The sequence below is a fragment of the Nocardia sp. NPDC055053 genome (assembly GCF_053608285.1).
In genome coordinates this window covers 110,070-133,144 of the sequence record NZ_JBSGVD010000018.1, presented here as the reverse complement: position 1 = coordinate 133,144, position 23,075 = coordinate 110,070, and the positions used below count along the sequence as shown (strand labels likewise).

Annotated in this window: 23 protein-coding genes; 11 read left to right on the top strand and 12 right to left on the bottom strand. The window is 69.1% G+C overall.

From position 1 onward, the window contains the following. Positions 1-275 precede the first annotated feature (275 nt). Complete coding sequence (locus ACWF82_RS20385) at positions 276-1,076, top strand: HAD family hydrolase (protein WP_452503279.1); 801 nt, start codon at positions 276-278, stop codon at positions 1,074-1,076. 4 nt (positions 1,077-1,080) lie between these two features. Here ACWF82_RS20385 and ACWF82_RS20380 read toward each other — a convergent pair whose 3' ends face one another. Then, positions 1,081-1,503, bottom strand: coding sequence for a VOC family protein (locus ACWF82_RS20380; protein ID WP_452503277.1), 423 nt, complete (start codon positions 1,501-1,503; stop codon positions 1,081-1,083). A gap of 90 nt (positions 1,504-1,593) precedes the next feature. Here ACWF82_RS20380 and ACWF82_RS20375 point away from each other — a divergent pair, with 90 nt between their 5' ends. Next, the gene (locus tag ACWF82_RS20375; RefSeq protein WP_452503276.1) at positions 1,594-2,532 is read left to right on the top strand and encodes a helix-turn-helix transcriptional regulator; all 939 of its coding nucleotides are present in this window, start codon (positions 1,594-1,596) and stop codon (positions 2,530-2,532) included. 38 nt (positions 2,533-2,570) lie between these two features. On the opposite strand, the gene ACWF82_RS20370 is transcribed toward ACWF82_RS20375, so the two are convergent. Together ACWF82_RS20370 and ACWF82_RS20365 are read right to left on the bottom strand one after the other, a co-directional pair. Continuing rightward, entirely contained in the window at positions 2,571-3,263 is a 693-nt protein-coding gene (locus ACWF82_RS20370; protein ID WP_452503274.1) for an SGNH/GDSL hydrolase family protein, read from the bottom strand. Between the two features lie 9 nt (positions 3,264-3,272). Beyond that, positions 3,273-4,691: a DHA2 family efflux MFS transporter permease subunit gene (locus tag ACWF82_RS20365; protein WP_452503272.1), complete on the bottom strand. Its 1,419-nt coding sequence runs from the start codon at positions 4,689-4,691 to the stop codon at positions 3,273-3,275. Positions 4,692-4,794: 103 nt separating this feature from the next. Between ACWF82_RS20365 and ACWF82_RS20360 the strand changes: the two genes are divergently transcribed. Then, positions 4,795-5,418, top strand: a complete 624-nt coding sequence (locus ACWF82_RS20360) for a TetR/AcrR family transcriptional regulator (protein ID WP_452503270.1) — start codon at positions 4,795-4,797, stop codon at positions 5,416-5,418. Between the two features lie 156 nt (positions 5,419-5,574). Here the strand turns inward: ACWF82_RS20360 and ACWF82_RS20355 are convergent, their stop codons facing one another. The 7 genes from ACWF82_RS20355 to ACWF82_RS20325 all read right to left on the bottom strand — a co-directional run bounded on the left by ACWF82_RS20355 (position 5,575) and on the right by ACWF82_RS20325 (position 13,070). After that, entirely contained in the window at positions 5,575-6,624 is a 1,050-nt protein-coding gene (locus ACWF82_RS20355) for a hypothetical protein (RefSeq protein WP_452503268.1), read from the bottom strand. Between the two features lie 129 nt (positions 6,625-6,753). Next, positions 6,754-7,164: a VOC family protein gene (locus ACWF82_RS20350; protein WP_452503266.1), complete on the bottom strand. Its 411-nt coding sequence runs from the start codon at positions 7,162-7,164 to the stop codon at positions 6,754-6,756. A 31-nt stretch (positions 7,165-7,195) separates the two neighbouring features. Then, on the bottom strand, positions 7,196-8,176 hold the full coding sequence (locus ACWF82_RS20345; RefSeq protein ID WP_452503264.1) for a sirohydrochlorin chelatase: 981 nt from the start codon (positions 8,174-8,176) through the stop codon (positions 7,196-7,198). Next, entirely contained in the window at positions 8,176-9,471 is a 1,296-nt protein-coding gene (locus ACWF82_RS20340; protein WP_452503262.1) for a sulfate adenylyltransferase subunit 1, read from the bottom strand. Before ACWF82_RS20340 ends, ACWF82_RS20345 begins: the two co-directional genes overlap by 1 nt. Positions 9,472-9,586: 115 nt before the next feature. Next, the gene (gene cysD, locus ACWF82_RS20335; protein ID WP_452503260.1) at positions 9,587-10,546 is read right to left on the bottom strand and encodes a sulfate adenylyltransferase subunit CysD; all 960 of its coding nucleotides are present in this window, start codon (positions 10,544-10,546) and stop codon (positions 9,587-9,589) included. Continuing rightward, entirely contained in the window at positions 10,543-11,262 is a 720-nt protein-coding gene (locus tag ACWF82_RS20330; RefSeq protein WP_379308617.1) for a phosphoadenylyl-sulfate reductase, read from the bottom strand. The genes cysD and ACWF82_RS20330 overlap by 4 nt, the downstream gene beginning before the upstream one ends. 20 nt (positions 11,263-11,282) lie before the next feature. Further along, on the bottom strand, positions 11,283-13,070 hold the full coding sequence (locus ACWF82_RS20325) for a nitrite/sulfite reductase (protein ID WP_452503258.1): 1,788 nt from the start codon (positions 13,068-13,070) through the stop codon (positions 11,283-11,285). Positions 13,071-13,505: 435 nt separating this feature from the next. On the opposite strand from ACWF82_RS20325, the gene ACWF82_RS20320 reads away from it, so the two are divergent. From ACWF82_RS20320 to ACWF82_RS20305, 4 genes are all read left to right on the top strand, one after another. Further along, a complete protein-coding gene (locus tag ACWF82_RS20320) occupies positions 13,506-13,934 on the top strand; it encodes an SgcJ/EcaC family oxidoreductase (protein ID WP_452503256.1) in 429 nt (142 codons plus the stop codon). A gap of 102 nt (positions 13,935-14,036) precedes the next feature. After that, complete coding sequence (hemW, locus tag ACWF82_RS20315; RefSeq protein ID WP_452503299.1) at positions 14,037-15,224, top strand: radical SAM family heme chaperone HemW; 1,188 nt, start codon at positions 14,037-14,039, stop codon at positions 15,222-15,224. A gap of 42 nt (positions 15,225-15,266) precedes the next feature. Continuing rightward, complete coding sequence (locus ACWF82_RS20310) at positions 15,267-15,821, top strand: DinB family protein (protein WP_452503255.1); 555 nt, start codon at positions 15,267-15,269, stop codon at positions 15,819-15,821. Between the two features lie 188 nt (positions 15,822-16,009). Next, positions 16,010-16,234 (top strand): hypothetical protein, encoded by a 225-nt coding sequence (locus tag ACWF82_RS20305; RefSeq protein WP_189033064.1) that lies wholly within the window; start codon positions 16,010-16,012, stop codon positions 16,232-16,234. A 101-nt stretch (positions 16,235-16,335) separates the two neighbouring features. Here the strand turns inward: ACWF82_RS20305 and ACWF82_RS20300 are convergent, their stop codons facing one another. Continuing rightward, positions 16,336-17,931 carry a hypothetical protein gene (locus ACWF82_RS20300; protein ID WP_452503253.1) on the bottom strand — a complete coding sequence of 532 codons (1,596 nt, stop codon included), beginning with the start codon at positions 17,929-17,931 and terminating at the stop codon, positions 16,336-16,338. Beyond that, the gene (locus ACWF82_RS20295) at positions 17,928-18,296 is read right to left on the bottom strand and encodes a hypothetical protein (RefSeq protein ID WP_452503251.1); all 369 of its coding nucleotides are present in this window, start codon (positions 18,294-18,296) and stop codon (positions 17,928-17,930) included. The genes ACWF82_RS20300 and ACWF82_RS20295 overlap by 4 nt, the downstream gene beginning before the upstream one ends. Positions 18,297-18,619: 323 nt before the next feature. Between ACWF82_RS20295 and hrcA the strand changes: the two genes are divergently transcribed. The 4 genes from hrcA to ACWF82_RS20275 all read left to right on the top strand — a co-directional run bounded on the left by hrcA (position 18,620) and on the right by ACWF82_RS20275 (position 22,951). Beyond that, a complete protein-coding gene (hrcA, locus tag ACWF82_RS20290; RefSeq protein ID WP_452503249.1) occupies positions 18,620-19,654 on the top strand; it encodes a heat-inducible transcriptional repressor HrcA in 1,035 nt (344 codons plus the stop codon). Between the two features lie 129 nt (positions 19,655-19,783). Next, positions 19,784-20,938, top strand: coding sequence for a molecular chaperone DnaJ (gene dnaJ / locus ACWF82_RS20285; protein ID WP_452503247.1), 1,155 nt, complete (start codon positions 19,784-19,786; stop codon positions 20,936-20,938). Between the two features lie 4 nt (positions 20,939-20,942). After that, the gene (locus tag ACWF82_RS20280; RefSeq protein ID WP_452503245.1) at positions 20,943-21,683 is read left to right on the top strand and encodes a 16S rRNA (uracil(1498)-N(3))-methyltransferase; all 741 of its coding nucleotides are present in this window, start codon (positions 20,943-20,945) and stop codon (positions 21,681-21,683) included. A gap of 206 nt (positions 21,684-21,889) precedes the next feature. Next, on the top strand, positions 21,890-22,951 hold the full coding sequence (locus tag ACWF82_RS20275; RefSeq protein WP_452503298.1) for a PhoH family protein: 1,062 nt from the start codon (positions 21,890-21,892) through the stop codon (positions 22,949-22,951). Positions 22,952-23,075: the final 124 nt, after the last annotated feature.

Sequence of the window (23,075 nt, the reverse complement as noted above, 5' to 3'; positions counted from 1 at the left end):
GGGATGGTTCCCGCCGCTGAGTGGCCAGTCCCTGTCCGCTGGAACATCTTTCCGGACCGTGGCGTCCGCTCGCCTTCACCTCGTTGACGGAATGGGCCGAGCCACACCGGTGGCGGCGCAATCGTGGCGTCGTCCCGTGTCCAGGCGATACGCATCGCACGCTGTCCACGCCGTGGCGGCGGACCTGGCGGATTGATCGTCGTACCCTGGCGTTTATCGCTGGTGGCGGTGGTGAATTTCGCGTGGTTGTCGGTGGGACCAGGCACAATAGGCTGATGGCAGGACTCGGGGGAGCGCCGAAATTGATTGCGCTCGATGTGGACGGAACTCTGTTGGCGACAGGGTTCGCGATCAGTGCGCGGGTCGCGGCGGCGGTGGGGGCCGCGGTGGCGGCGGGAGCGCATGTCGTGGTGACGACCGGCCGCACCGTGCTGACGACGCGGCCGGTGCTGAAGGAATTGGGGCTCACCGAAGGCCACGCGTTGTGTTCCAACGGTGCCGTGCACGTCGACGTCGCGCGCGGTGAACCAGTCGCGGTGCAGTCGTTCGATCCGGGGCCGGCCGTACTGGCCTTGCGCGCGCTGTTTCCCGACATGGTCTTCGCGGCCGAACGGGTGGGCGAGGGCGTCTGGGCGACCGGCCACGGACCGGGGGAGTTCTCCATCGGCGAGTTCCAGCTGGTCGATCATCACATGCTGAGCAGTGCGCCGACGCCACGGCTCAACGGCTGGTGGCCCGGTGGGAGCGCCGAGGAGATGGTGCGCTTGCTCGCCTCGCTGGTGGTACCCGACACCTCGTGGGTGCACGGCGAATTCGGCCCGTGGCTCACCGTGTCACGGCGTGGGGTCTCCAAAGGCTGGGCGCTCGAACGACTCCGGCGCTCCCTCGGCGTCGAACCGGAGGCGACACTGGCCATCGGCGACGGCTTCAACGATCGCGAGATGCTGCGCTGGGCAGCGCATTCGGTCGCGATGGCCGGCTCGCCCGACGCGGTGCTCGCCCTGGCCGACGAGGTGACCGGCGACGTCGCCGAGGACGGTGTCGCCACCGTCCTCGAACGCTGGTTCGCCGCCTGAACCCTCAGGCCGAGGCTGCCGCATCCCGGTCGGCGGTCATCGCGACGAAATGCGGGTTGCTCATGACCCCGAGGACATTGCCGAACGGATCGAGCACCGCCGCGGTCGCGAATCCCGCACCCTCACCGCGCTCGGTGATCGGCTCGTACTCGGTGGCGCCCAGCTCGAGCAGGCGGGCGAAGGTGGCGGCCAGGTCCTCGACATGCCAGAACACGACACCGCCGCCACCGGGAGCGTTGCGCGCCCCCGCGGGAGCGTAGGCGCGATTGATGATGCCGAGCTCGGCCTGCATCGGCCCGACCCGGAACTCGTAGTAGCCGCCCGGCACCTCGTAATACGGTGCGATGCCGAGGAATTCGGCGTACCAGTCCTTGGCGGCGGTGAGGTCGTCGGCGTAGTACGTGGTGGTGGCCATTCCGCGCAGCATGTCTGCTCCTGTGTCGTCGTTGTGGTGAGAACAACTCTGCCAGCCAAAGTGCTCACCGAATGAGCACTTTGTTCGGCAGAATCAGCGAGTATGCGAGCGGACAGATTGGTAGCCACCCTGCTGTTGATGCAGGCGCGTGGCCGGGTGACGGCCGCCGAGGTCGCCACCGAACTCGAGGTGTCGGTCGCGACCGCGCGCCGCGACCTGGAGGCATTGTCGGCGGCGGGCATCCCGGTGTATCCCCAGGCCGGGCGCGGTGGCGGGTGGTCGCTGATCGGCGGCGCCCGCACCGACCTGTCCGGGCTGACAGCGGGCGAGACGCGGGCACTGTTCCTGCTGGCAGGCCCCGCGGCGCAGGCCGCACCCGAGCTGAAGTCCGCACTGCGCAAACTGGTGCGCGCCCTGCCGCACACCTTCCGGGAGGACGCGGCCGCCGCGGCCGATGCGGTCGTCGTCGACCCCGCCCGCTGGGGCCGCCCGGATCCGGAACCGCCTGCCGCACTGTCACTACTGCAGCAGGCGGTGGTGGATCGCCGCCGGGCGCGCATCGAGTATGTGCGGTCGGGGGAGCGCACCGTCCGCACGGTGAGCCCCTGGGGCCTGGTGGAGAAGGAAACGGTCTGGTACCTGATCGCGGGCACCGACCCTGGCCGCCGGACCTTCCGCCTCGACCGGATCGGCGAGGTCACCCTCCTCGACGAAACAGTTGACCGCCCCGCCGATTTCGACCTCCAGGCCGAGTGGTCGCAGATCGTCACCCGGATGGAGGAGCGTCGCGCCGCCGTGGCCGCCACGGTCCTCGTCTCCGCCACGCTGGCCCCGATCCTGGCCGATCAGCAGGGCCGCAACTGCACCCTGCTCGGACCCGCGGACGACGGCCGGGTCCGCGCCGAGATCACGGCCGACACCGCGAAGATGGTCGCTCGGCAACTGGCGGGCTGGGGCGCCGACGTGGAAGTAGTCGGGCCGCCGGAAGTCCGGGCGGAACTCGTCACCCTGGGCACCGAGCTGGTGCGCGGCAACAGCTGACCGCGTGCCCAGCGCAGTCGGCGGACTTCGAACAGGCCCTAGGCGCGGTCGAGCCGCCTGGCCAACGCGCGAACGACCTCACTCGCCACCACCGCGTGCCCACTGGTCGTGAAGTGGATGAGGTCGGCACTCATCAGAGTCGCTCGCGTCCGCACCGGGTGCTCCCAGAACTCGGTGAGTACCGCGTCGTATTCGGCGGCGACCGAGCGGATCACGTCGTTCATCGCGGCCATCCGCGGCCGCATCGCCCGCATCGGCGCCATCCGCTCGATGCCCCAGACGTCGGCCACCGTGAACACCGACACCAGCGCCCCCGCCTCCGTCAGCGCGGCGAACATCGCGGACAGATTCTCCCGCAGCAGGCCGAGGTCACCACCCGCCTCGAACAGGTCGTTGCCCCCGCAGCTGACGTGCACGAGATCCGGTGCGAATTCCAGGATCCCGGGCAACTGCCGCTCGCGAACCTGGCTGCTGGTTGCGCCGACGCGCCCGGTATTGCGATAGGCCAGTGCGGGATTCACCGCGGACAAGGTGGCCGCGACCCGGTCGGCCCAGCCGGTGGCCGTATAGCCGGGGCTCGGGTCGCCGGTGCCCGCGGCGATCGAATCGCCCAGCACGGCGAAGCGCCGCCACGGCGCGTCACGCAGCAGGGCGACCGCCTGATCGGCGGCGAGCAACAGCGGGTCGTCGGCCTCGGTGAATCGTTCGGACAACGGTGCGGTGGAAGACATCTCGAACTCCTAATCCTGTGGGATGGAACGGGTGAATGCGGGCACGGCCAGCAAGACGGCGGACGCGATACCGAGCACCGCACCCACGGCGAACACGGTGTGGAAGGCACGCACCGCGTCGCCGGACACGGCGGTGAGAACGGCGGCGAGCATCGCGACGCCGAGCGCGCCACCGACCTGCCGGGCGGTCGTGTTCATGCCGATGCCCGCCGCGAACTGCTGCGGGGGAACCGAACTCGCGGCCGCGGTGCCGAGCACGGTGATGACGATGCCGACGCCGCCGCCACTGAGCAGCCCGGCCGGAATCCACGCCGACCACAGCGCCGGTTCCGGCCCGAACGCGTCGGTACTCATCCACCCCAGCCCGGCGGTGTACATCAGTGCGCCGAGCACACCGGCCCAGCGCTGACCCGACGCCGTGGTGATCCGCCCCGTGATCATCGAGGCGACCATCGAGGCAGCGGCGCCGACCGTGAGCGCCGCCGCCGACTGGAGCACGGAGTAGCCCCAGACCTCGTCGAGGAACATCGGCCCGGCCAGCAGCCAGGCGAACATCGTCGCACCGAACAGGAACGAGCCCGCGTTGGCGAGCGCGAATTGCCGGTTGCGCCAGAGTGATACGGCCACGGCGGGATCCGGGTGTCGCAGCGAGCGAGCCAGCGCGTACACGACGAGCACGGTGCCGCCGATCAACGCGATCAGCGTGCCCGGGGCGGTCCATCCCCAGCTCTGGCCCTCGGTAACGGCCGCGACGACAGCGCCGAGGCCGAGCGCGACGGCGAGGATGCCGACCGGATCGGGCAGCGCGGAGTCGCGACGGGTGTCCTCGGCCACCGGCAGGCGCAGACCCGGCACGATCAACGCGATCGCGATCGGCACGTTGACGAGGAAGATCGCCCGCCAGCCCAGGCTCTCGACGAGCCCGCCACCGATCGCCGGACCGACCACCGCGGCGAATCCGCCCGCCGCGGACCACGCGCCGATGGCCGCGCCGATCTTCTCCCGCGGCGTGGCCGCCAGGACGAGGCCGAGCGCGGCCGGCACCATGAACGCCGCCGTCATGCCCTGCAGAATGCGCCCGGCGATGAGCCATTCCGCGCTGGGCGCGAGCCCGCACAGCAGCGAGGTGACGGCGAAACCCGCCAGCGACACCGCGAACAGCCTGCGCCGGCCGAGCACATCGGCGAGGCGGCCCGCGGGGGTGAGCAGCGCGGCGAAGGCGACCGCGTATCCGCTGACGATCCAGGTCAGGGTGCTGGTCGGGGTGCCGGGATAGGTGGTGGCGATGGTCGGGAAGGCGATATTGACCACGGACAGATCGAGCAGGGCGATGAACGAGGCGCCGATCGCCACGGCCAGTGTGCGGCCCGCGGCGTCGGTGCCCGTGCTGGTCGGCGAACCTTCGGGCCGCGCGGAAACATCGGTCATGGAGGGATTCCTTCGCAGAGGAGAATAAGAACGTACGATCGTTCGTACATTAAAGTACGACCGATCGTTCTCCTAGGCAAGAGGTGGTGGAACAATGGCAGCCATGACCCAGACCGAGCCCGGCGATCAACGACTGGCCAAGGGCGCCAGGGCCAGGGCGACCATCGCCCGCCGCGCCGCGGAGCTCGCCTCCGTCGAAGGCCTGGACGGACTCAGCATCGGCATGCTCGCCACCGATCTCGGCATCAGCAAGAGCGGTATCGCCACCCTGTTCGGCACCAAGGAAGCGCTCCAGCTGGCCGCCGTGCAGACCGCCCGTGAGGTGTTCGTCGAGCGGGTGATCGCGCCGAGTCTGCGCGAACCGCGCGGAGCGGGCCGGGTACGGGCCCTGATCGAGCGCTGGTTCACCCACATCGAGCAGCCCCCCTTTCCCGGCGGCTGCTTCCGCGTCGCCACGCTGACCGAATTCAGCAGTAAGTCGGGCCCCGTCCGCGACGCCGTGGTCGCCGACCACGACGAGTGGCTCGCGATCCTGGCCGAGGAGATCCGCAAGGCCCAGGAGGTCGGCGATTTCGGCGGGGTCGACGCCGAGCTCCTGGTTTTCGAGCTCGACGCGGTCGTCAGTGCCGCCAATATCGCCCGCCAGATCGGTGATTCGGCGCGAGTCGATGCCGCGCGCGCCATCGCGACGCGATTGCTGTCCGCGGGGCCGGCCAGCACCGATTAGGTCGGGCGATCCCCCGGATCAAGATCAACAGGCTCTGGTGGTTTTTCCCTCTCGGGCGATGCTGACCGGAGAGCCTGGTGATCATCTGCCCAGATCCAAATGTGGACGGCGTCGCTACCCATTTCGGGTAGCGACGCCGTCGTGCAGGGGCGTTGTTCAGTGGTGGTATGCGTGCTGCGGCTCGGTGAAACCCGCGGTCAGGGTGAACGCGGCGGTGCGGACGACGTCGCCGTGCCGGAAATCGAGGAACAACCGGTAGGTCCCCGGACCGGGAACCGCTGTGTGGAAGGTGATCTCCGGTCCCGCCGGGGTGATCCCGTCGCCCGGTTCGCCATTGGGGTGCACGTGCACGTAGGCGAGATCGCCTGCCCGCAGGATCACGAGGTGGCCGAAGGCGGCCAGGTAGGGCTGCAGATCCGTCACCGGCACACCGTCTTTGCGTACGGTCAGCGTCAGCAGGTCACCTTCGGTGCGCAACTCACCGTCGACGGTCACCTCGTAGCCGTCGACCTCCGCGGTCCGACCGACCGCCGGAACCGGCTGCGGTACATAGTGTCCCGCGATGGCGAGATCGGCGCCGAGGGTGATCGTCCGGCCGAGTGCGCGCGGCGCGATATCGGTGAACACGCGGTAGGCGCCCGCCTCCGGGAGATCGAGGCGGATCACCCAGGTGCCGTCGGCCTCGCGTACCGGATGGACGTGCCAGAACCCGGTCAGCTCCCGCCGCGCGACGATCAGATGCAGCTCGCGATCGTGAATCGGATCGAACTCGGTGACCGCGGTCCCGTCCGGCCCGAGGATCCGGAACCGGAAGTCGATACCGCCCGGCTCGGCGATCGTGGTCGCGAGATCGAGGGTGTACCCGTCCTGGGTGACCAGCAGGCCGCCGGGTGCTCCCGCGGCGTGACCTGCGTGGGCGTCACCGTGGCCTGCGTGGGCGTCGCCATGACCTGCGTGCCCTGCGTGTGCCGTCTGCGCGGGTGCGGTGTGGCTCGCGTGGGGGTCGGCGTGACCTGCGTGCTCGTCGACAGGGGCGGGCTGCGCGGCGGGTGCGGCATGCCCGCCGTGCTGCTGGTGTGCCGCATGGCCGTTGGTATCGATCTCGTGGCCGGCGTGGTTGTCCTGGTGTCCCGCGTGCGAGGGCTGGGTCGCGGTGTCAGCGTGACCGGCGTGGGTGTGGTGTCCGGCGTGGGCGTTGGTGGTCATCGGTTTCGCCTCTCAGTTCGCTGTGCTTCTGATAGAAATCTATACCCCCGGGGGGTATACAGTAAAGGTGATGACCTGTGAGCTGGATCACGCATGGGGTGAGCCTGAGGTGTCGCTCAGCGGCGGGGACTATTCCGACGACGTGGGACGCGGGCGATGCGCACGAACGTCCACGGGACGCCCATCCGGATCGTGAGCCGTCATCGTCCATTGCGTGGGCAGCGTCTCGATCGGTCCCACCGGCCATCCGGCCGCCAGGATTCGATCGCGGACCGCGCACAGTTGGGCATGAGTCCCCACTCGCAGCCCCCAGCCTGCCCGGCCCAGCGGGTCGGTGTCGGTGCGCGGAAGGGTCGCGGTTTCGACGATCATCAGGTGGTCGTCGCCGCCGACGTCGACCACCGCTATCCGGGGATCGGACGGAGTCGCCGCGCGTTCGAAGGCGAGTACCGCCCCGAGCGAGTCGGTGTAGAAGGCCACGAGCCGGTCGAGGTCGGGGGTGGCGAGCGTCAGGTGATTGATTCCGAGAAGATCGGGCATGGTCGGCCCACTGTAGTGCGGCCACCGAAACTCAGGCGGTGAGTTCGAGCTCCGCCGCGATCGAGCTGTCGTAGCGCGCCCAGACCACCTCGGTCAGCGCGGAGTGCGCCCCGATGACGCCCGCGTGCTCGACCTCGGGTGCCGCGGCGACGAGCCGATCGGTGAGCAGCCCGGGCGCGAGGAACCACGGCGCCACCACGATCTGCTCGGCGCCACGGGCGCGCAGCCGGTCGATGGCGCCGTTGATGCCGGGTTCTACTGTCGCGAAGCACATTTCGGTGCGGACTCCGGTGCGCGCCGCCAATCGTCGAGCCACCGCGGCGGTCCGCCGATTGGCGGCCGCATCACGCGATCCGACGGCGGCGACCGCCACGCCCAGCGCTCCCGTGTGTCCCTCCGTCGGGCCGGGACCCCTTGGGGGCCAGCCGGTTATGCCGGAGATTTGCGCCGACATCCGGTCCGCGAACGGTACGGCGGAGGTGGCCTCGACGACCCGGTCCGCGAACGGTAGGGCAGATGTGGCCTCGACGACCCGGTCCGCAACCGGTTGGGCGGATGTGGCCGCGACGACCCTGTCTGCGAATGGTCGGGAGGACGTGGCCTCGACGACCCGGTCGGCCAGCGCGTCGATCAGCCGCGGGTCGGCACCGAGAACGTCGGCCTGCGTGAGCCGCAGCCGGGGATGACGGCGACCAGCGTCGGCGAGCAGCGCGGGCAGGTCGACGCGGGCGTGAAAGGCGTTGCCGAGCAAGAGGGGAACGACGATCGCCTCGGTATGTCCCTGGGCGGCGAGGTCGTCGACGACCTGGTCCACCGAGGGCGCGCTCAGATCGAGGAACGCGAGCCGGACGGTGAGATCCGGTCGGGCAGCGGCGATTTCGGCGACCGCGGCCGCCATCGTCGCCGCCGAACGCGGATCGCGGCTGCCGTGGGCGACCGCGATCAGCGCGGGCTCGCCACCGCCGCGCGGCGCCACAGCGGGGCCGCGCAGCGGGGCGAGCGTGCGATTCATCAGACCGCGGTACCGACCTCGACGGAGGTCAGCACATCGCCGACCAGGCCGGCGGCGAGGGTGTTGCCACCGGCGGGGTCGATCAGCAGGAACGACCCGGTGTGCCGGTTGGTGCGGTAGTCGTCGGCCGGGATCGGCTCGGCCAGCCGCAGCGAGACCCGGCCGATGTCGTTGAGCTCCAACGACTCCGGGCTCTCCTGCGCGGTCAGGGTCTGCTCGTCGAAGCGCTCGACGAGCGCGCCGACGATGGCCTGGGTGGTCTTGGCGCCGTGCTTGAGCAGCAGCCGCGCGCCGGGGCGCAGCGCCTTGTCGCCGAGCCAGCAGACGGTCGCGTCGAAGGTGTCGATCGGCTCCGGCGCGTCGGCGGGAGAGGCGATGATGTCGCCGCGCGAGATGTCGACCTCGTCGGCGAGCAGCAGCGTGACACTACGACCCACCTGCGCGACCGCCAGCTCACCATCGGGGGTGTCGACGCGCTCGACGGTGGTGCGCTTGCCGGAGGGCAGCACCACGATCTCGTCGCCGGGGGAAACCGAACCGGCCGCGATCTGACCCGCGTAGCCGCGGTAGTCGGGGTACTCGGCGGTGCGGGGACGGATCACGTACTGCACCGGGAAACGCAGGCCCAGCGCGTGCGTGCCGGTCGAATCCGCGTCCACCGGAACCGATTCCAGGTGCTCGATGAGCGAGGGACCGTCGTAGTACGGGGTGTTGTCCGACCGGCTCGCGATGTTGTCACCGTGCAGTGCGGACACCGGGATCTCGAGGACGTCCTCGTCGGCCCAGCCCAGCTTGGAGGTGAGTGTGTTGAACTCGGACGAGATCTCGGCGAACACCTCGGCCGGGTTGTCGACCAGGTCGATCTTGTTCACGGCCAGCACCAGCTTCGGCACGCCCAGCAGCGCCAGCACCGCGGCGTGGCGGCGGGTCTGCTCGATGACGCCCTTGCGCGCGTCGACCAGCAGGATCACCAGCTGCGCGGTGGACGCGCCGGAGACCGTGTTGCGGGTGTACTGCACGTGTCCCGGGGTGTCGGCGAGCACGAAAGAGCGCTTGGGCGTGGCGAAGTAGCGGTACGCCACGTCGATGGTGATGCCCTGCTCACGCTCGGCGCGCAGACCGTCGACCAGCAGCGACAAGTCGGGGGTAGACAGACCCTTGTCGACCGAGGCGCGGGTGACGGCGTCGATCTGATCGGCCAGCACGGACTTCGTGTCGTAGAGCAGCCGTCCGACCAAGGTGGACTTGCCGTCGTCGACAGAACCGGCGGTGGCCAGCCTCAATAGGTCGGACATCAGAAATAACCCTCTCGCTTGCGGTCTTCCATGGCGGCCTCGGACACGCGGTCGTCGCTCACCCAGGATCGAGCACTGTGCTCCACGTTCGGTCTGGTGAGTTGCACGGAGCGCATCAGAAGTAGCCCTCCCGTTTGCGGTCCTCCATGGCTGCTTCCGACACGCGGTCGTCGCCACGGGTCGCACCACGTTCGGTCAGTCGGGACGCGGCGACCTCGGCCAGGATGGCCTCGTTGTCGGCGGCGTCGGAGATGATGGCGCCGGTCGTCGAGCCGTCGCCGACGGTGCGGTAGCGCACAGACCGGGTCTCGAGCACCTCGTTGTCGTTCGGGCCGCCCCACACGCCGGGGGTCATCCACATGCCGTCGCGCTGGTACACCGGGCGCTCGTGGGCGTAGTAGATGCTGGCCAGATCGATGTTCTCGCGGGCGATGTAGCGCCAGATGTCGAGCTCGGTCCAGTTGCTCAGCGGGAACACGCGCACGTGCTCACCCGGCGCGTGCTTGCCGTTGTAGAGGTTCCACAGCTCGGGACGCTGACGCTTCGGATCCCACTGACCGAAGGCGTTGCGCAGCGAGAAGATCCGCTCCTTGGCACGCGAACGCTCCTCGTCGCGCCTGCCGCCGCCGAAGACCGCGTCGAAACGGTGCTCGGTGATGGCGTCGAGCAGCGGGACGGTCTGCAGCGGGTTGCGGATGCCGTCGGGACGCTCGGTGAGGCGGCCGTCGGCCAGGTACTCCTCGACCGAGGCCACGTGCAGGCGCAGGCCGTACTTGTCCACCACCTTGTCGCGGAACTCGAGCACCTCGTCCAGGTTGTGCCCGGTGTCGACGTGCAGCAGCGCGAACGGCAGCGGCGCGGGCCAGAAGGCCTTGAGCGCCAGATGCAGCAGCACCGTGGAGTCCTTGCCGCCGGAGAACAGGATCACCGGCCGCTCGAACTCGCCCGCGACCTCACGGAAGATGTGGATCGCCTCGGACTCCAGCGCCGCGAGGGTGTCGAACTCGGTCAGGCCGAGCTCGCGTTCGGTGGTGTCGGTACTCACAGGCTCACTCCCGGTGGTGGTGATGGTCATGATTGGTGCAATCCGCATTCGGTCTTGGCGAGGCCGGCCCAGCGGCCACTGCGCGGATCGGACCCCGGTTCGGGCTTGCGCGTGCACGGCGCGCAGCCGATGGACGGGTAACCCTCCTCCACCAGGGGATTGACGAGAATGCCGTTGGCCTCGATGTAGGCCTGCATCTCGTCGTCGGACCAGGGTGCGATCGGGTTGATCTTCACCAGGCCGAAGGCTTCGTCGAAGGAGATCAGCGGCGCGTTGGCGCGGGTGGGCGCCTCGACCCGGCGGATGCCGGTGATCCACGCGTTGTAGCCGGCCAGCGACTTCTTCAGCGGGACGACCTTGCGCAGGCGGCAGCATTCGGCGGCGTCACGGGCGAACAGATCCTTGCCCAGCAGCTCGTCCTGCTCGGCGACGCTGTGCTCGGGCCGCACGTTCACCACGTTCACCCCGTACACGGCCTCGACCGCGTCGCGGGTGCCGATGGTCTCGGCGAAGTGGTAGCCGGTGTCGAGGAACAGCACGTCGACGCCGGGACGGGTCTGCGCGGCCAGGTGCACCAGCACACCGTCCTGCATGTTCGAGGCGACGATGTAGTTGTTGCCGAACGTGCGGTCGGTCCAGGCGATCAGGTCGGCGGCCGAAGCCTCGGTGCCCAGTTCGGCCGCGCCCTGCTCGGCGATGGCGCGCAGCTCGTCTTCGGACAGCTTCGCGGCGAGATTCGTTGTCACTGTGGGGATCTCCTCATCGACTATCGGAGGTCGGCCTCGTCGGCGCGCACTGCCCACACCGCGAAACGTTCACCGGATTCCCGGTTCTTGACGAAGTTGCGGACGACGCGATCGATGTAGTCGCCGAGCTCGACGCTGGTCACCTTGTGCTGACGCAGCTTCCGGCCGAACCCGCTGTCCAGGCCGAGGCTGCCACCCAGGTGAACCTGGAAACCCTCGACCTGATTCCCACTGCCGTCGTCGACGAGCTGGCCCTTGAAGCCGATGTCGGCGATCTGGGACCGGCCGCACGAGTTCGGGCAGCCGTTGATGTTGATGGTGATCGGCACGTCGAGCTCGGCATTGATGTCGGCCAGGCGCTGCTCGAGCTCCGGCGCCAGCACCTGCGAGCGCTTGCGGGTCTCGACGAAGGACAGCTTGCAGAACTCGATGCCACTGCAGGCGAGCAGGTTTCGCCGCCAGATCGACGGACGGGCCTGCAGGCCTAGCGGTTCCAGCTCGTCGATCAGCGCGTCGACCTGGTCGTCGGCGATGTCGAGGATGATCAGCTTCTGGTACGGGGTGAACCGGATCCGGTCCGAGCCGTACTTCGCGGCGGCGTCGGCGACCTTGCTCAGGATGGTGCCCGAGACGCGACCGGCGATGGGGGAGAAGCCGACGGCGTTGAGACCGTTGCGCAGCTTCTGCACGCCCACGTGGTCGATCGGCTTGGCAGGCTGCTCCGGCGCGGGACCGTCGATCAGCTTGCGCTTCAAGTACTCGTCCTCGAGCACCTGACGGAACTTCTCGATGCCCCAGTCCTTGATCAGGAACTTCAGGCGGGCCTTGGTGCGCAGGCGGCGGTAGCCGTAGTCGCGGAACAGCGAGACAACGGCCTCCCACACGTCGGGAACCTCGTCGAGCGGCACCCACGCGCCGACCCGCTTGGCCAGCATCGGGTTGGTCGACAGGCCGCCGCCGACCCACAGATCCAGGCCGGGGCCGTGCTCGGGGTGGTTCACGCCGACGAAGGCGACGTCGTTGATCTCGTGCACCACGTCCTGCTGGCCCGAGATCGCGGTCTTGAACTTGCGGGGAAGGTTGGAGTACTCCTTCTTCCCGATGTAGCGCTTGACGATCTCGTCGATCGCCCAGGTCGGGTCGATGATCTCGTCGAGGGACTCACCGGCCAGCGGCGAACCGAGGACAACGCGCGGGCAGTCGCCGCACGCCTCGGTGGTGTGCAGACCGACCGATTCCAGCCGCCGCCAGATCTCCGGGACGTTCTCGACCTCGATCCAGTGGTACTGGACGTTCTCGCGGTCCGAGAGGTCCGCGGTGTCGCGACCGAACTCGGTGGAGATCTGGCCGATGGTGCGCAGCTGGGCCACGTTGAGCGCGCCCGCGTCGCAGCGCACCCGCATCATGAAGTACTTGGCTTCGAGGATGTCGACGTTGTCGTCGTCGGTCCAGGTGCCGTCGTAGCCCTCTTCGCGCTGGGTGTAGAGACCCCACCAGCGGAAGCGGCCGCGCAGATCGGCCTTGTCGATCGAGTCGAAGCCGCCCTTGGCGTAGATGTTCTCGATCCGCGCGCGCACGTTGAGCGGGTTGTCGTCCTTCTTGGACTGCTCGTTCGGGTTCAGCGGCTCGCGGTAGCCGAGGGCCCACTGGCCTTCGGAGCGGCGGCGGACCGGCTTGCCGGTGCGCTCGCGCGGCGCGACGGGGGCTTCGCTGCGCGGCCGATCTGGCCGCACGCGGCGTTCGGCTGCCGGGCGCTCGGGGCGGGCCGTCGACTGTTCGGTCGAAGCGGCGTCGGTGCTCGACGTCATGTGGGGTCGCTCCTGCGGGGTGGGTGGTACATCCGTGCTGAAGGCGCGAGGGGCTGGCTCGCGTCAGGTGGTCAGCGGGCCGATGGAAGTCGATGGCACCGGGGGATACCCGGGCGTGGACGCCGCTGCGCTACCGGTGGAAACCGGGCCGACAGCAGGCGCTGCAGACACGCTGGAAGTCGACGTGGCGCCGGGCCACGAGTCGTACTCCAGTTGCGTGCATGGGGCTATTGTGCCATGTCAGCCGGGTCGTTCCGACCGCAAGGAGATATTTCCCGCACTTTTGGGGGAAATTCCCTGGACGGTCGTCCCGTTCTGTGACGGGGGTCATAGTTCACCCGCCGGAAGCGACCGGTGATTCGTCATGGAGCCTCTGTGTGCGGTGCGGCACAGCGTGTTGACCTGGAGTGTTGTTGAGGTTGCACAGTGGGTCGCATGAGCAACGACGTCACCGTGACAGGCCAGACCCCCGGCGAGCTCGACAGCGAACTCGCGGCCATCACGGCCGTGGTCGACACCATCGCCCACGCGCAGGACAACGAACTGATCGACGAGTTCACGGCAGTCTTCCGCGCCGACGCCATCTGGACCACCGGCCACGGCAAGCGGCTGTTCGGGCGGCCCGCGATCGCCGAGTTCACCGCGAAGGTGCTGCCCGGAGCGACCACGCACGGAAAGGCGACCTACGAGATCGAGCATGTGCTGTTCCTGCGGCCCGATGTCGCCGCCGTCAAGATCCGGCAAAGCTATTTCACCCTCGACGGCGAGCTGTCCGGGCAGGGCACGCCCATGTACGTGATGACCAAGGAAAACGGCGTCTGGGTCCTCACCGCCAACCAGAACACCCCCGTGGTGACGGACTGACCCGCTGAGTCGCTTGCCGGGCGAAGGGGCCGTGCGGGGCGGTTCACCAGGGCCCGGCAGACTGGAGGGGTGACTACCAGCGCTGCTCCCGGGGCTCCCGGCGTGACACCGGCCGATGCCGATCGGCCGGTGCTGCGCGATTTCGGGGGCGGCGCGTTCGGGGTGTACGTGCACGTGCCGTTCTGCGCGACGCGATGCGGGTATTGCGACTTCAACACCTATACGGCGGGGGAGCTGGGGACCTCGGCGTCGCCGCAGTCGTGGCTCGAGGCATTGCGCGGTGAGCTGGCGACCGCGGCGGGCGAGTTCGCCGCATTGCCGAGCGAGACGCCCGCGGTGTCGACCATCTTCGTCGGCGGCGGGACGCCGTCGCTGCTCGGCGGCGACGGGCTGGCCTCGGTCCTCGACGCGGTGCGCGCCAACTTCACCCTGGCGCCCGATGCCGAGGTGACCACCGAATCCAACCCGGAATCCACCTCGCCCGAGTTCTTCGAGCGCATCCGGGCTGCCGGATACACACGGGTGTCGCTGGGCATGCAGTCCGCGGCGCAGCATGTGCTGAAGGTGCTCGATCGCACCCACACGCCGGGGCGCGCGGTCGCCGCCGCGAAGGAGGCAAGGGCTGCCGGGTTCGAGCACGTCAACCTGGACCTCATCTACGGCACCCCCGGCGAGACCGATGCCGATCTCGACGCGAGTCTCGATGCCGTGCTGGCTGCCGGTGTCGACCACGTCTCGGCCTACTCCCTGATCGTCGAGGACGGAACCGCCTTGGCGCGCAAGGTCCGTCGCGGTGAACTGCCCGCCCCCGACGACGATGTCCTCGCCGGCCGCTACGAACGCATCGACACCCGCCTGGCCGAGGCGGGCCTGTCCTGGTACGAGGTCTCGAACTGGGCCGCGAACGATGCCGCCCGCTGCCGCCACAACCTCGGCTACTGGGACGGCGGCGACTGGCTCGGCGCGGGTCCGGGCGCCCACAGCCACGTCGGCGGCGTCCGCTGGTGGAACGTCAAACACCCCGCCCGCTACGCCGACCGCGTCGCACTCGGCGGCCTTCCCTCCGCGGGCTGGGAAGCCCTCACCGACGACGAGCGCTACACCGAGCACCTTATGCTCACCGTCCGGCTCCGCACCGGGCTCCCGGTCCAGACCCTCGCGCCGTCGGCTCAGCCCGCCCTCGACCGCATCCTCGCCGACGGCCTCGCCGTCATCGCCGACGACCGCCTCGTCCTCACCGACCGTGGCCGTCTCCTCGCCGACGGAGTGGTCCGCGACCTGCTCGACTGACCCTCGAAAAACCGGTTTCCATGCCGCGCGGACCGTGGCACGATGCGCCGCGTGGCAACGTCGCGAAGTGAGCTGGTGCGGTGGCAGTTCGACCTGGTCTGGTCGCTGTTCGAGTTCCATCTGGAGCGGTTGTCGGCGGAGGATTTCCTCTGGGAACCGGCCGCGTCGTGCTGGACTATGCGCCCGGACGGCAGTGGCGGTTGGGTCGCGGACTGGGCGGACACCGAACCCGATCCGATTCCGGTTCCGGCGATCGGCTGGCTGAGCTGGCATATCGGCTGGTGGTGGAGCGTTGCCCTCGATCATGTGCGGCACCGGCCGCCGCGCGAGCGGACCGATATCGCCTGGCCTGGGCCGGGGTCGCCCACCGTCGAGTGGCTGCGGGCGTTGCGGGTGGACTGGGTCGAGATCGTCGACACGCTCGACGATGCCGCGCTGGACTCCGGCTCTGCCTATCCGTGGCCTGTCGAGGCCGGACTGACGGTCGCTCATCTGGTCTCCTGGGTCGATGCCGAGCTGATGAAGAACGTGGCCGAGATCGGTCAGTTGCGGTTGCAACGAGCAGTGGGTGCCGGGGCGACTGACACCGATTCGTGACCCGGATTTCCGGGTCGGCGGGTGCTCGGGGCCACATCGACGATCGCCCGGTCAGCGTCATGAGATGACGTGATGCACACCTCACCGAGGGCACTTCGCACCGGGGTCGCGAAGTGGAAGGTTCGGTGGGTTCGGGGTCGAAGATAACGATTGGGGGCGTAGGCTTCGACTCGATCCTAGGGAGCTATATGTCCACCGAACGGCACATCACCCTCGTCCACGAGCAGAGCGAATTCGCTGAAGCGCGCTCTGCGGAGAAGGCGGAGAACGCGCGGCAGTGCGCGGTCGCCGCTCGCACGGTCGCGTCGCATTCCAACGACGCGGAAGATTGCGTATCGCTGCTGGCGATGCTCGGCCTGGATGCCCTCGCGGGCAAGCAGGTGGGCGCCGCTTCCTCCGCAGCCCGGAGCTGACCCGGTCTGGGCCGCCCCCTCGGGCGGCCCTCGCCGGTCGCCCGGATCGACCGTGTGGCTCGGTGCCCTCGGCTCGCTGGTACTGGCGGGCCTGCCGCAGCTCAGTGCTGCGTGCCCGGCCGGTCACCGTCCCCACCTCCGATCACGCCCCCGCTGACCGTCGGTCGCGGATTGCCGAGTAGTGCATCGGTATTCGCCTGCGTGATCAGATAGTCCGGCAGTGCACGCTCCGCGTCGCTGTCCGGTGTTTGCCCAGCACCAGGCGCTACGGCGTAGTGGAACAATCGATCGAGCGTGCGGTTCGGCGACGGCGCGGTCGGTGAGTTCGCCCCGCCGACCGGTCCTGTCGCGCCCGGCACACTTCGCCCGGCACCGGGCCGCGGCGGTTCTGCGTCGTGCGGCGGCAGAGACGGAATACCCCGGGCTGATTGATCGCCCGATGCTGACGGTGCCGCAGCCCAGACGGGCTGCGCGCCACCCGGATATGCCGACCCGTTGTAGCCCATCGACGTCATGGATGGATCCACCACCGACGCGACGGCCCCCGCAGCAGTACCCGGTATTCCACGCCCGTCGAACAGCGCCGAATTCAGAGCCGGACTCGTGGCAACCATGGCCACCATCGCATCGCTTGCCCCTACCGAGCGGTCGCCCCGCCCCGTTGAGTCGCCAAGTGGCCCCGCTGAGTCGTTTCCAGGCTCCGCCAGGTCGCTGCCTAGCGTTGAGCTGTCGCCTGGCATCGTCGAGCCGCCATCAGGTTCCATCGAGTCTCCCGGCCCCGTCGAGTCGTTTCCAGGCTCCGCGAGGTCGCTGCCCAGCGCTGAGCTGTCACCTGGTTTCGTCGAGTCGCCATCTGGCCCCGCCGAGTCAGGCGATGCTGCCGAGCCGTCACCTGGTCCCACCAAGCCGGCCGCTCCCGCCAGGTCACCACCTCGTGCCGAGGGGTCATCGGACATCGCTGAGCCGCCGTCCAGCGCACTCGTAGCGAGGTCAGGAACAACGTCTTCCGAGCTGGTCGCGGCAGGTCTGAGCCTCACTGCCTGGGTCGAGTGTGGTGAGTCCAGGGACTCAGCTTGCGCGAACCCAGCTTCGACGCGACTGCCTGAGTGCTCGCCGAAGATCTCGACCGACCTGCCTCCGCGCAACAGCCGATCACCGGGATCCATATCCGGAACGGCCCACCGACTCGGCATGGGCAACACCGGAATCCGGGCGTCTACTTCGCCGAAGGGCACCACATACCGCTCACGCATCGCGAGACGCGCGTCCTCCAGTGCCGCAGTTGCCGCGCGATGTGACTCCGGCTGTCCCGTCGCGAGCAAGGGCGGACCCACTTCGGCGACGATCTGTTCTGGGATGGCGTACTTGGTCGCCACGATCGCGTCGGCCGCAGTCCGAACCAAGCCGGAGAACCGGTCAAGAACAGCGGTCAGCGCCCGAGCTTCCGCGATATAGCTGCCGACAGCCGCGCTCGAGGCAGCAGCGGCGGCACCGCACCATCCCGCCGAGTCGCGCGTGGCCCGTTCGAAGGCCGCTACCCCGTCCTCCCACAAGCGGGTGATCCGCGCGAACTTGTCCGCCTGCGCGACGGCATCGGTCACCTCGAGCGGCGCGAAGGCCGCGGCGATCTCCCGATGACGCCAACTCCGCGCATTCTCACCACCACCCGGAATGCCACGCGGCTCATGCGCGGTCACAGCGCCGTCTCCAGTGGATCACGGTGTCCCGCAACCGATTCCACCGACCGGACCCGCGCCGCCCACTCCCCGTCCGCGAGCATCATCCGATCCAGCACCACCCGATGTGTCGCACGGATACCGGCGACAACGCGCGCATGCTCCGCCAGCACCGCATCGATGCTGTTCCCCTCGCCGCCGGCCTTCGTCCGCAACCGCGCCACCACCGTGGCACCGGATATCAGCCGGGCATCACCTTCGCCCAGCCCCCAATGCACCTGATCGCCGATCTCTCCGGCCAGCACCTTGATCTGGTCGATCACCCGGAGAAACTCCGCACACCCCCGATCGAACCCGGCGAACTCCGCCGGATCCAGCGCCACCACCGTGGCAGCGGTACTCCCGTTCTGTTGCATCACAAGCCCCTCCCCACCCGCCGTCGACCACTGAAAACCGCTGGTAAACAGTTGAATCAGTGCCGAACGTACGCCGGTGCGCAGAGCGCGGCCAGCCCCTGTCTCCCACTTGTGGATAAACCGCGTCCTGTGGATAACCCCGCCCACAGCAGCGATGTGAGCGGGCGAGCCGGGACCGGACAATTAGACTGGACAACGAGACGCTCCGAGCGTCCGCGTGCGAGTCTGTGCGGCGTACACAGCAGCACACGCGGGCCGATGACGTACCCGGCACGAGCGAGGAGGTGGGGTCGATGGCGTCGAGCACCGAGGATCGGCGGTTCGAGGTCCTGCGAGCGATCGTTGCGGACTACGTCGCCACCAAGGAACCGATCGGCTCCAAGTCGCTCGTGGAACGGCACAGCCTTGGCGTATCCAGCGCGACCATCCGCAACGACATGGCCGTGCTGGAGGCGGAGGGGTACATCACCCAGCCGCACACCAGCTCCGGCCGCATCCCCACCGACAAGGGATATCGCGAGTTCGTCGACCGGATCGCCGAGGTGAAGCCGCTCTCGGGCGCCGAGCGCCGCGCGATCATGGAGTTCCTCGAATCCGGGGTCGATCTCGACGACGTCCTGCGCCGCGGTGTGCGGCTGCTGGCGCAGCTGACCAGGCAGGTCGCCGTCGTCCAATACCCCACGGTCTCGGCCTCGATCGTGCGCCACATCGAGGTCGTCGCGCTCAATCCGGCCCGCCTGCTGCTGGTGGTGATCACCGACACCGGCCGGGTCGACCAGCGCATCGTCGACCTCGGCGCGGTGATCTCCGACGACGATCTCGCCGCGGTGCGCGGCCTGCTCGGTGGCGCGATGGACGGCAAGCTGCTGTCGGTGGCCAGCGCGTCGGTCGCCGGCCTGCCCGAACGCGCGCCGACCAAGATCAAGGACGTGCTCGTCCGCGTCTCGACGGTGCTGGTGGAGACGCTGGTGGAGCATCCCGAGGAACGGCTCGTCCTCGGTGGTACCGCCAACCTCACCCGCAATGTCGCCGACTTCGGCTTCCCCGGCTCCCTGCGCACGGTGCTGGAGGCGCTCGAGGAGCAGGTCATCGTGCTGAAACTGCTCGCCGCGGCGCAGCAGCCCGGCCAGGTGATGGTGCAGATCGGCGAGGAGACCCAGGTCGAGCAAATGCGCGGCACCTCGGTCGTTTCCACCGGCTACGGCGCGGCGGGGGCCGTCCTTGGTGGCATGGGTGTGCTCGGTCCCACCCGGATGGACTACCCGGGAACCATGGCGTCGGTGGCCACCGTTGCCCGCTACATCGGAGAAGTACTGGCGGAAAGGTGACGGCGGGCCGGGAACGGCCAACCCGCACTGTTAAGGTCGATACTTCGGCCGGTAAAGTTGAGTGGATTCGACTAAGGATGCGCCCGGCGCTCGGCTGGACCACAGCGACCAAGGACTAGAGAACTCACAGTGGCACGGGATTACTACGGACTGCTCGGCGTCGGCAAGAACGCCACCGACCAGGAGCTCAAGCGCGCCTACCGCAAGCTGGCCCGCGAACTCCACCCCGACGTGAACCCGGACGAGGCCGCCCAGGCCAAGTTCAAGGAAGTCTCCACCGCCTACGAGGTGCTGACCGACCCGGAGAAGCGCCGGATCGTCGACCTCGGCGGTGACCCGCTCGAAAACGGCGGCGGCGGAGCCGGATTCAGCGGCGCGGGCTTCGGCGGTCTCGGCGACGTCTTCGAGGCGTTCTTCGGCGGCATGAGCGGCCAGGGCGGTGGCGCGCGCAAGCCGCGCGGCCGCGTGCAGCCCGGCGCCGACTCGCTGATCCGCACCCGGCTGAGCCTGGCCGAATGCGCGGTCGGCGTCACCAAGCACCTGACCGTCGACACCGCCATCCTCTGCGACATCTGCCAGGGCGCGGGCACCAACGGCAACTCCAAGCCGGTGCGCTGCGAGACCTGTGACGGCGCCGGTGAAGTGCAGTCGGTGCAGCGCTCGTTCCTGGGCCAGGTGCTCACCTCGCGGCCTTGCCCGACCTGCCGCGGCGCGGGTGAGACCATCCCCGACCCCTGCCACAAGTGCGGTGGCGACGGCCGCGTGCGCGCGCGTCGCGAGATCGCCGCGCCGATCCCGGCCGGTGTCGCCAACGGCATGCGCGTTCGCCTGGCCGCTCAGGGCGAGGTCGGCCCCGGTGGCGGCCACGCCGGTGACCTCTACGTCGAGGTCGTCGAGCAGCCGCACGACACCTTCGTCCGCGACGGCGACGACCTGCACTGCACCGTCCGGGTGCCGATGATCGACGCCATCCTCGGTACCACGGTCGTCGTCGACACCATCCTCGACGGCCCGACCGAGCTGACGATCGCGGCGGGCACCCAGCCCGGCGAGGTCATCCAGCTGCGCGCCCATGGCATGCCGCGGCTGCGTTCGGGCGCGCGTGGCGACCTGCTGGCCCACCTCGACATCGTCGTGCCGACCAAGCTGGACGGCAAGCAGACCGATCTGCTGCGCAAGTTCAAGGGCATGCGCGACAAGGACCGCGCCGAGGTGATGTCGGCCCAGTCCGAGCACAACAGCGGCCTGTTCGCCCGGCTGCGCGCCTCTTTCAGCGGACGCTGACCCGGTGGCCGCGACGGTCTTCTACCTCGACGAGGTACCCGAACCGGGCGCCGTCGCGGTCCTGGACGGTCCGGAGGGCCGCCACGCGGCGACCGTGCGCCGGATCAAGGTCGGCGAGCCGATCACCCTGTCCGACGGACACGGTGTGCTCGCCGAATCGGAAGTCGTTGCGGCCCAGAAGGACCGGCTCGAACTCGCGGTGCGCACCCGGCGGGTCGCCACCCCGGTGACCCCGCAGGTGACCGTGGTGCAGGCGCTGCCCAAGTCGGATCGCTCCGAGCTGGCCGTCGAGCTGATGACCGAGGCGGGCGCCGACGTCATCGTGCCGTGGCAGGCCGCGCGCTGCGTCGCGAACTGGGAAGCCAAGGCCGCCAAGGGAATCGAGAAGTGGCGGGTCGCCGCCCGCGCGGCCGCCAGGCAGTCCCGGCGCGCCTACATCCCCGAGATCGCCGACCTGCACCGCACCCGTGATCTGCTCGAGCTGGTGCGAAAGGCCAAGGCGGACGGCGCGATCGTCGCCGCGTTGCACGAATCCGGCACCGGCAAGTTCATCGAGCTGCCGCTGGCGCAGACCACCGACGTGGTCCTGATCGTCGGTCCCGAAGGCGGCCTGGACGACACCGAACTGTCCGCACTGGCCGAGGCGGGCGCCGACATCGTGCTACTCGGCCCGACGGTCCTGCGCACCTCGACCGCCGCCGCGGTGGCCCTCGGTGCCCTCGGCGCGCTGACCCCACGCTGGTAGTTCCGGCCCCGCGCGGCCTACCCGGCTGTGACCTGCGATCACCGGTCGATCGCGGTTCGGCCGATCCTCCCGTTATATCGCTGGGCGGTGTCGGTGCCGCGCGTTAAACTGAGCTCATCGAACACACAGTCGAGACCGGAAGCAGGCCATAGGCACTTTTGAAGAACTCAGGCGAGATCGGCGACCCCACCAACCCCGTAACAGGCATCGGCGCAGGCGGTAACAACGCGGGTCCCGCGGCGCGCACCGTGCGTTCCAGCATCGAACTCGCCCCGGAGTCTGTCTTCCCCTTCCTCGGCTCGGCCGACCAGAATCTTCGTCAGCTGGAGAAGCTGCTCCCGGCTGACATCCATGTCCGCGGCAACACCGTCACCATCACCGGTAAGGCCGGCGATGTGGCGCTGGCAGAGCGCGTCATCGAGCAGCTCGTCGCGCTGACCGGCCGTAATCGGGTGATCACCCCCGAAGCTGTCAGGCACACCGTCTCGATGCTCACAGAAGGCTCATCGGAATCCCCGGCCGAAGTGCTGAGCCTGGACATCCTGTCCCGTCGCGGCAAGACCATCCGCCCCAAGACGCTGAACCAGAAGCACTACGTCGACGCGATCGACGCCAACACCATCGTGTTCGGCATCGGTCCCGCCGGTACCGGCAAGACCTACCTGGCGATGGCCAAGGCGGTGCAGGCCCTGCAGTCCAAGCAGGTCACCCGCATCATCCTGACCAGGCCCGCGGTCGAGGCCGGTGAGCGGCTCGGCTTCCTGCCCGGCACGCTCAACGACAAGATCGACCCGTACCTGCGGCCGCTCTACGACGCGCTGCACGACATGATGGACCCGGAAGCGATCCCCAAGCTGCTCGCCTCCGGTGTCATCGAGGTCGCGCCGCTGGCGTACATGCGTGGCCGCAGCCTCAACGACTCGTTCATCATTCTCGACGAGGCGCAGAACACCACGGCCGAGCAGATGAAGATGTTCCTGACCCGTCTCGGCTTCGGCTCACGGATGGTCGTCACCGGTGACATCTCGCAGGTCGACCTGCCCAACGGGCAGCGATCGGGCCTGCGCGCGGCCGCGGAGATCCTCACCGACATCGAGGACATCCACTTCTCGGAGCTCACCAGCGCCGATGTGGTCCGGCACCGGCTGGTCTCCGACATCGTCGACGCCTACGACCGGTACGAGTCCGACACCCGCGCGGTGCCGGGTCCGCACTATCCGGGCAACCGGGCGCAGCGCCGTGCGGCCGGTCGCACGAACCGCGGGTAACTCACGCCGTGCTCGATGCCGGCCGGGGCCGGTGGTCGTGGCCCTGACGGGCCCCGATTCTTCCCTCCCGCCGGGCACTCCTTCGTCGCACCCTCTGGTCAGTCCAGAATCGGGGCGGGCCACG

Bases quoted from the DNA above. Each gene is read 5' to 3' on its own strand.
- ACWF82_RS20385 (WP_452503279.1), top strand. From the start codon at position 276: ATGGCAGGACTCGGGGGAGCGCCGAAATTGATTGCGCTCGATGTGGAC.
- ACWF82_RS20380 (WP_452503277.1), bottom strand. From the start codon at position 1,503: ATGCTGCGCGGAATGGCCACCACCACGTACTACGCCGACGACCTCACC.
- ACWF82_RS20375 (WP_452503276.1), top strand. From the start codon at position 1,594: ATGCGAGCGGACAGATTGGTAGCCACCCTGCTGTTGATGCAGGCGCGT.
- ACWF82_RS20370 (WP_452503274.1), bottom strand. From the start codon at position 3,263: ATGTCTTCCACCGCACCGTTGTCCGAACGATTCACCGAGGCCGACGAC.
- ACWF82_RS20365 (WP_452503272.1), bottom strand. From the start codon at position 4,691: ATGACCGATGTTTCCGCGCGGCCCGAAGGTTCGCCGACCAGCACGGGC.
- ACWF82_RS20360 (WP_452503270.1), top strand. From the start codon at position 4,795: ATGACCCAGACCGAGCCCGGCGATCAACGACTGGCCAAGGGCGCCAGG.
- ACWF82_RS20355 (WP_452503268.1), bottom strand. From the start codon at position 6,624: ATGACCACCAACGCCCACGCCGGACACCACACCCACGCCGGTCACGCT.
- ACWF82_RS20350 (WP_452503266.1), bottom strand. From the start codon at position 7,164: ATGCCCGATCTTCTCGGAATCAATCACCTGACGCTCGCCACCCCCGAC.
- ACWF82_RS20345 (WP_452503264.1), bottom strand. From the start codon at position 8,176: ATGAATCGCACGCTCGCCCCGCTGCGCGGCCCCGCTGTGGCGCCGCGC.
- ACWF82_RS20340 (WP_452503262.1), bottom strand. From the start codon at position 9,471: ATGTCCGACCTATTGAGGCTGGCCACCGCCGGTTCTGTCGACGACGGC.
- cysD (WP_452503260.1), bottom strand. From the start codon at position 10,546: ATGACCATCACCACCACCGGGAGTGAGCCTGTGAGTACCGACACCACC.
- ACWF82_RS20325 (WP_452503258.1), bottom strand. From the start codon at position 13,070: ATGACGTCGAGCACCGACGCCGCTTCGACCGAACAGTCGACGGCCCGC.
- ACWF82_RS20320 (WP_452503256.1), top strand. From the start codon at position 13,506: ATGAGCAACGACGTCACCGTGACAGGCCAGACCCCCGGCGAGCTCGAC.
- ACWF82_RS20310 (WP_452503255.1), top strand. From the start codon at position 15,267: ATGCGCCGCGTGGCAACGTCGCGAAGTGAGCTGGTGCGGTGGCAGTTC.
- ACWF82_RS20305 (WP_189033064.1), top strand. From the start codon at position 16,010: ATGTCCACCGAACGGCACATCACCCTCGTCCACGAGCAGAGCGAATTC.
- hrcA (WP_452503249.1), top strand. From the start codon at position 18,620: ATGGCGTCGAGCACCGAGGATCGGCGGTTCGAGGTCCTGCGAGCGATC.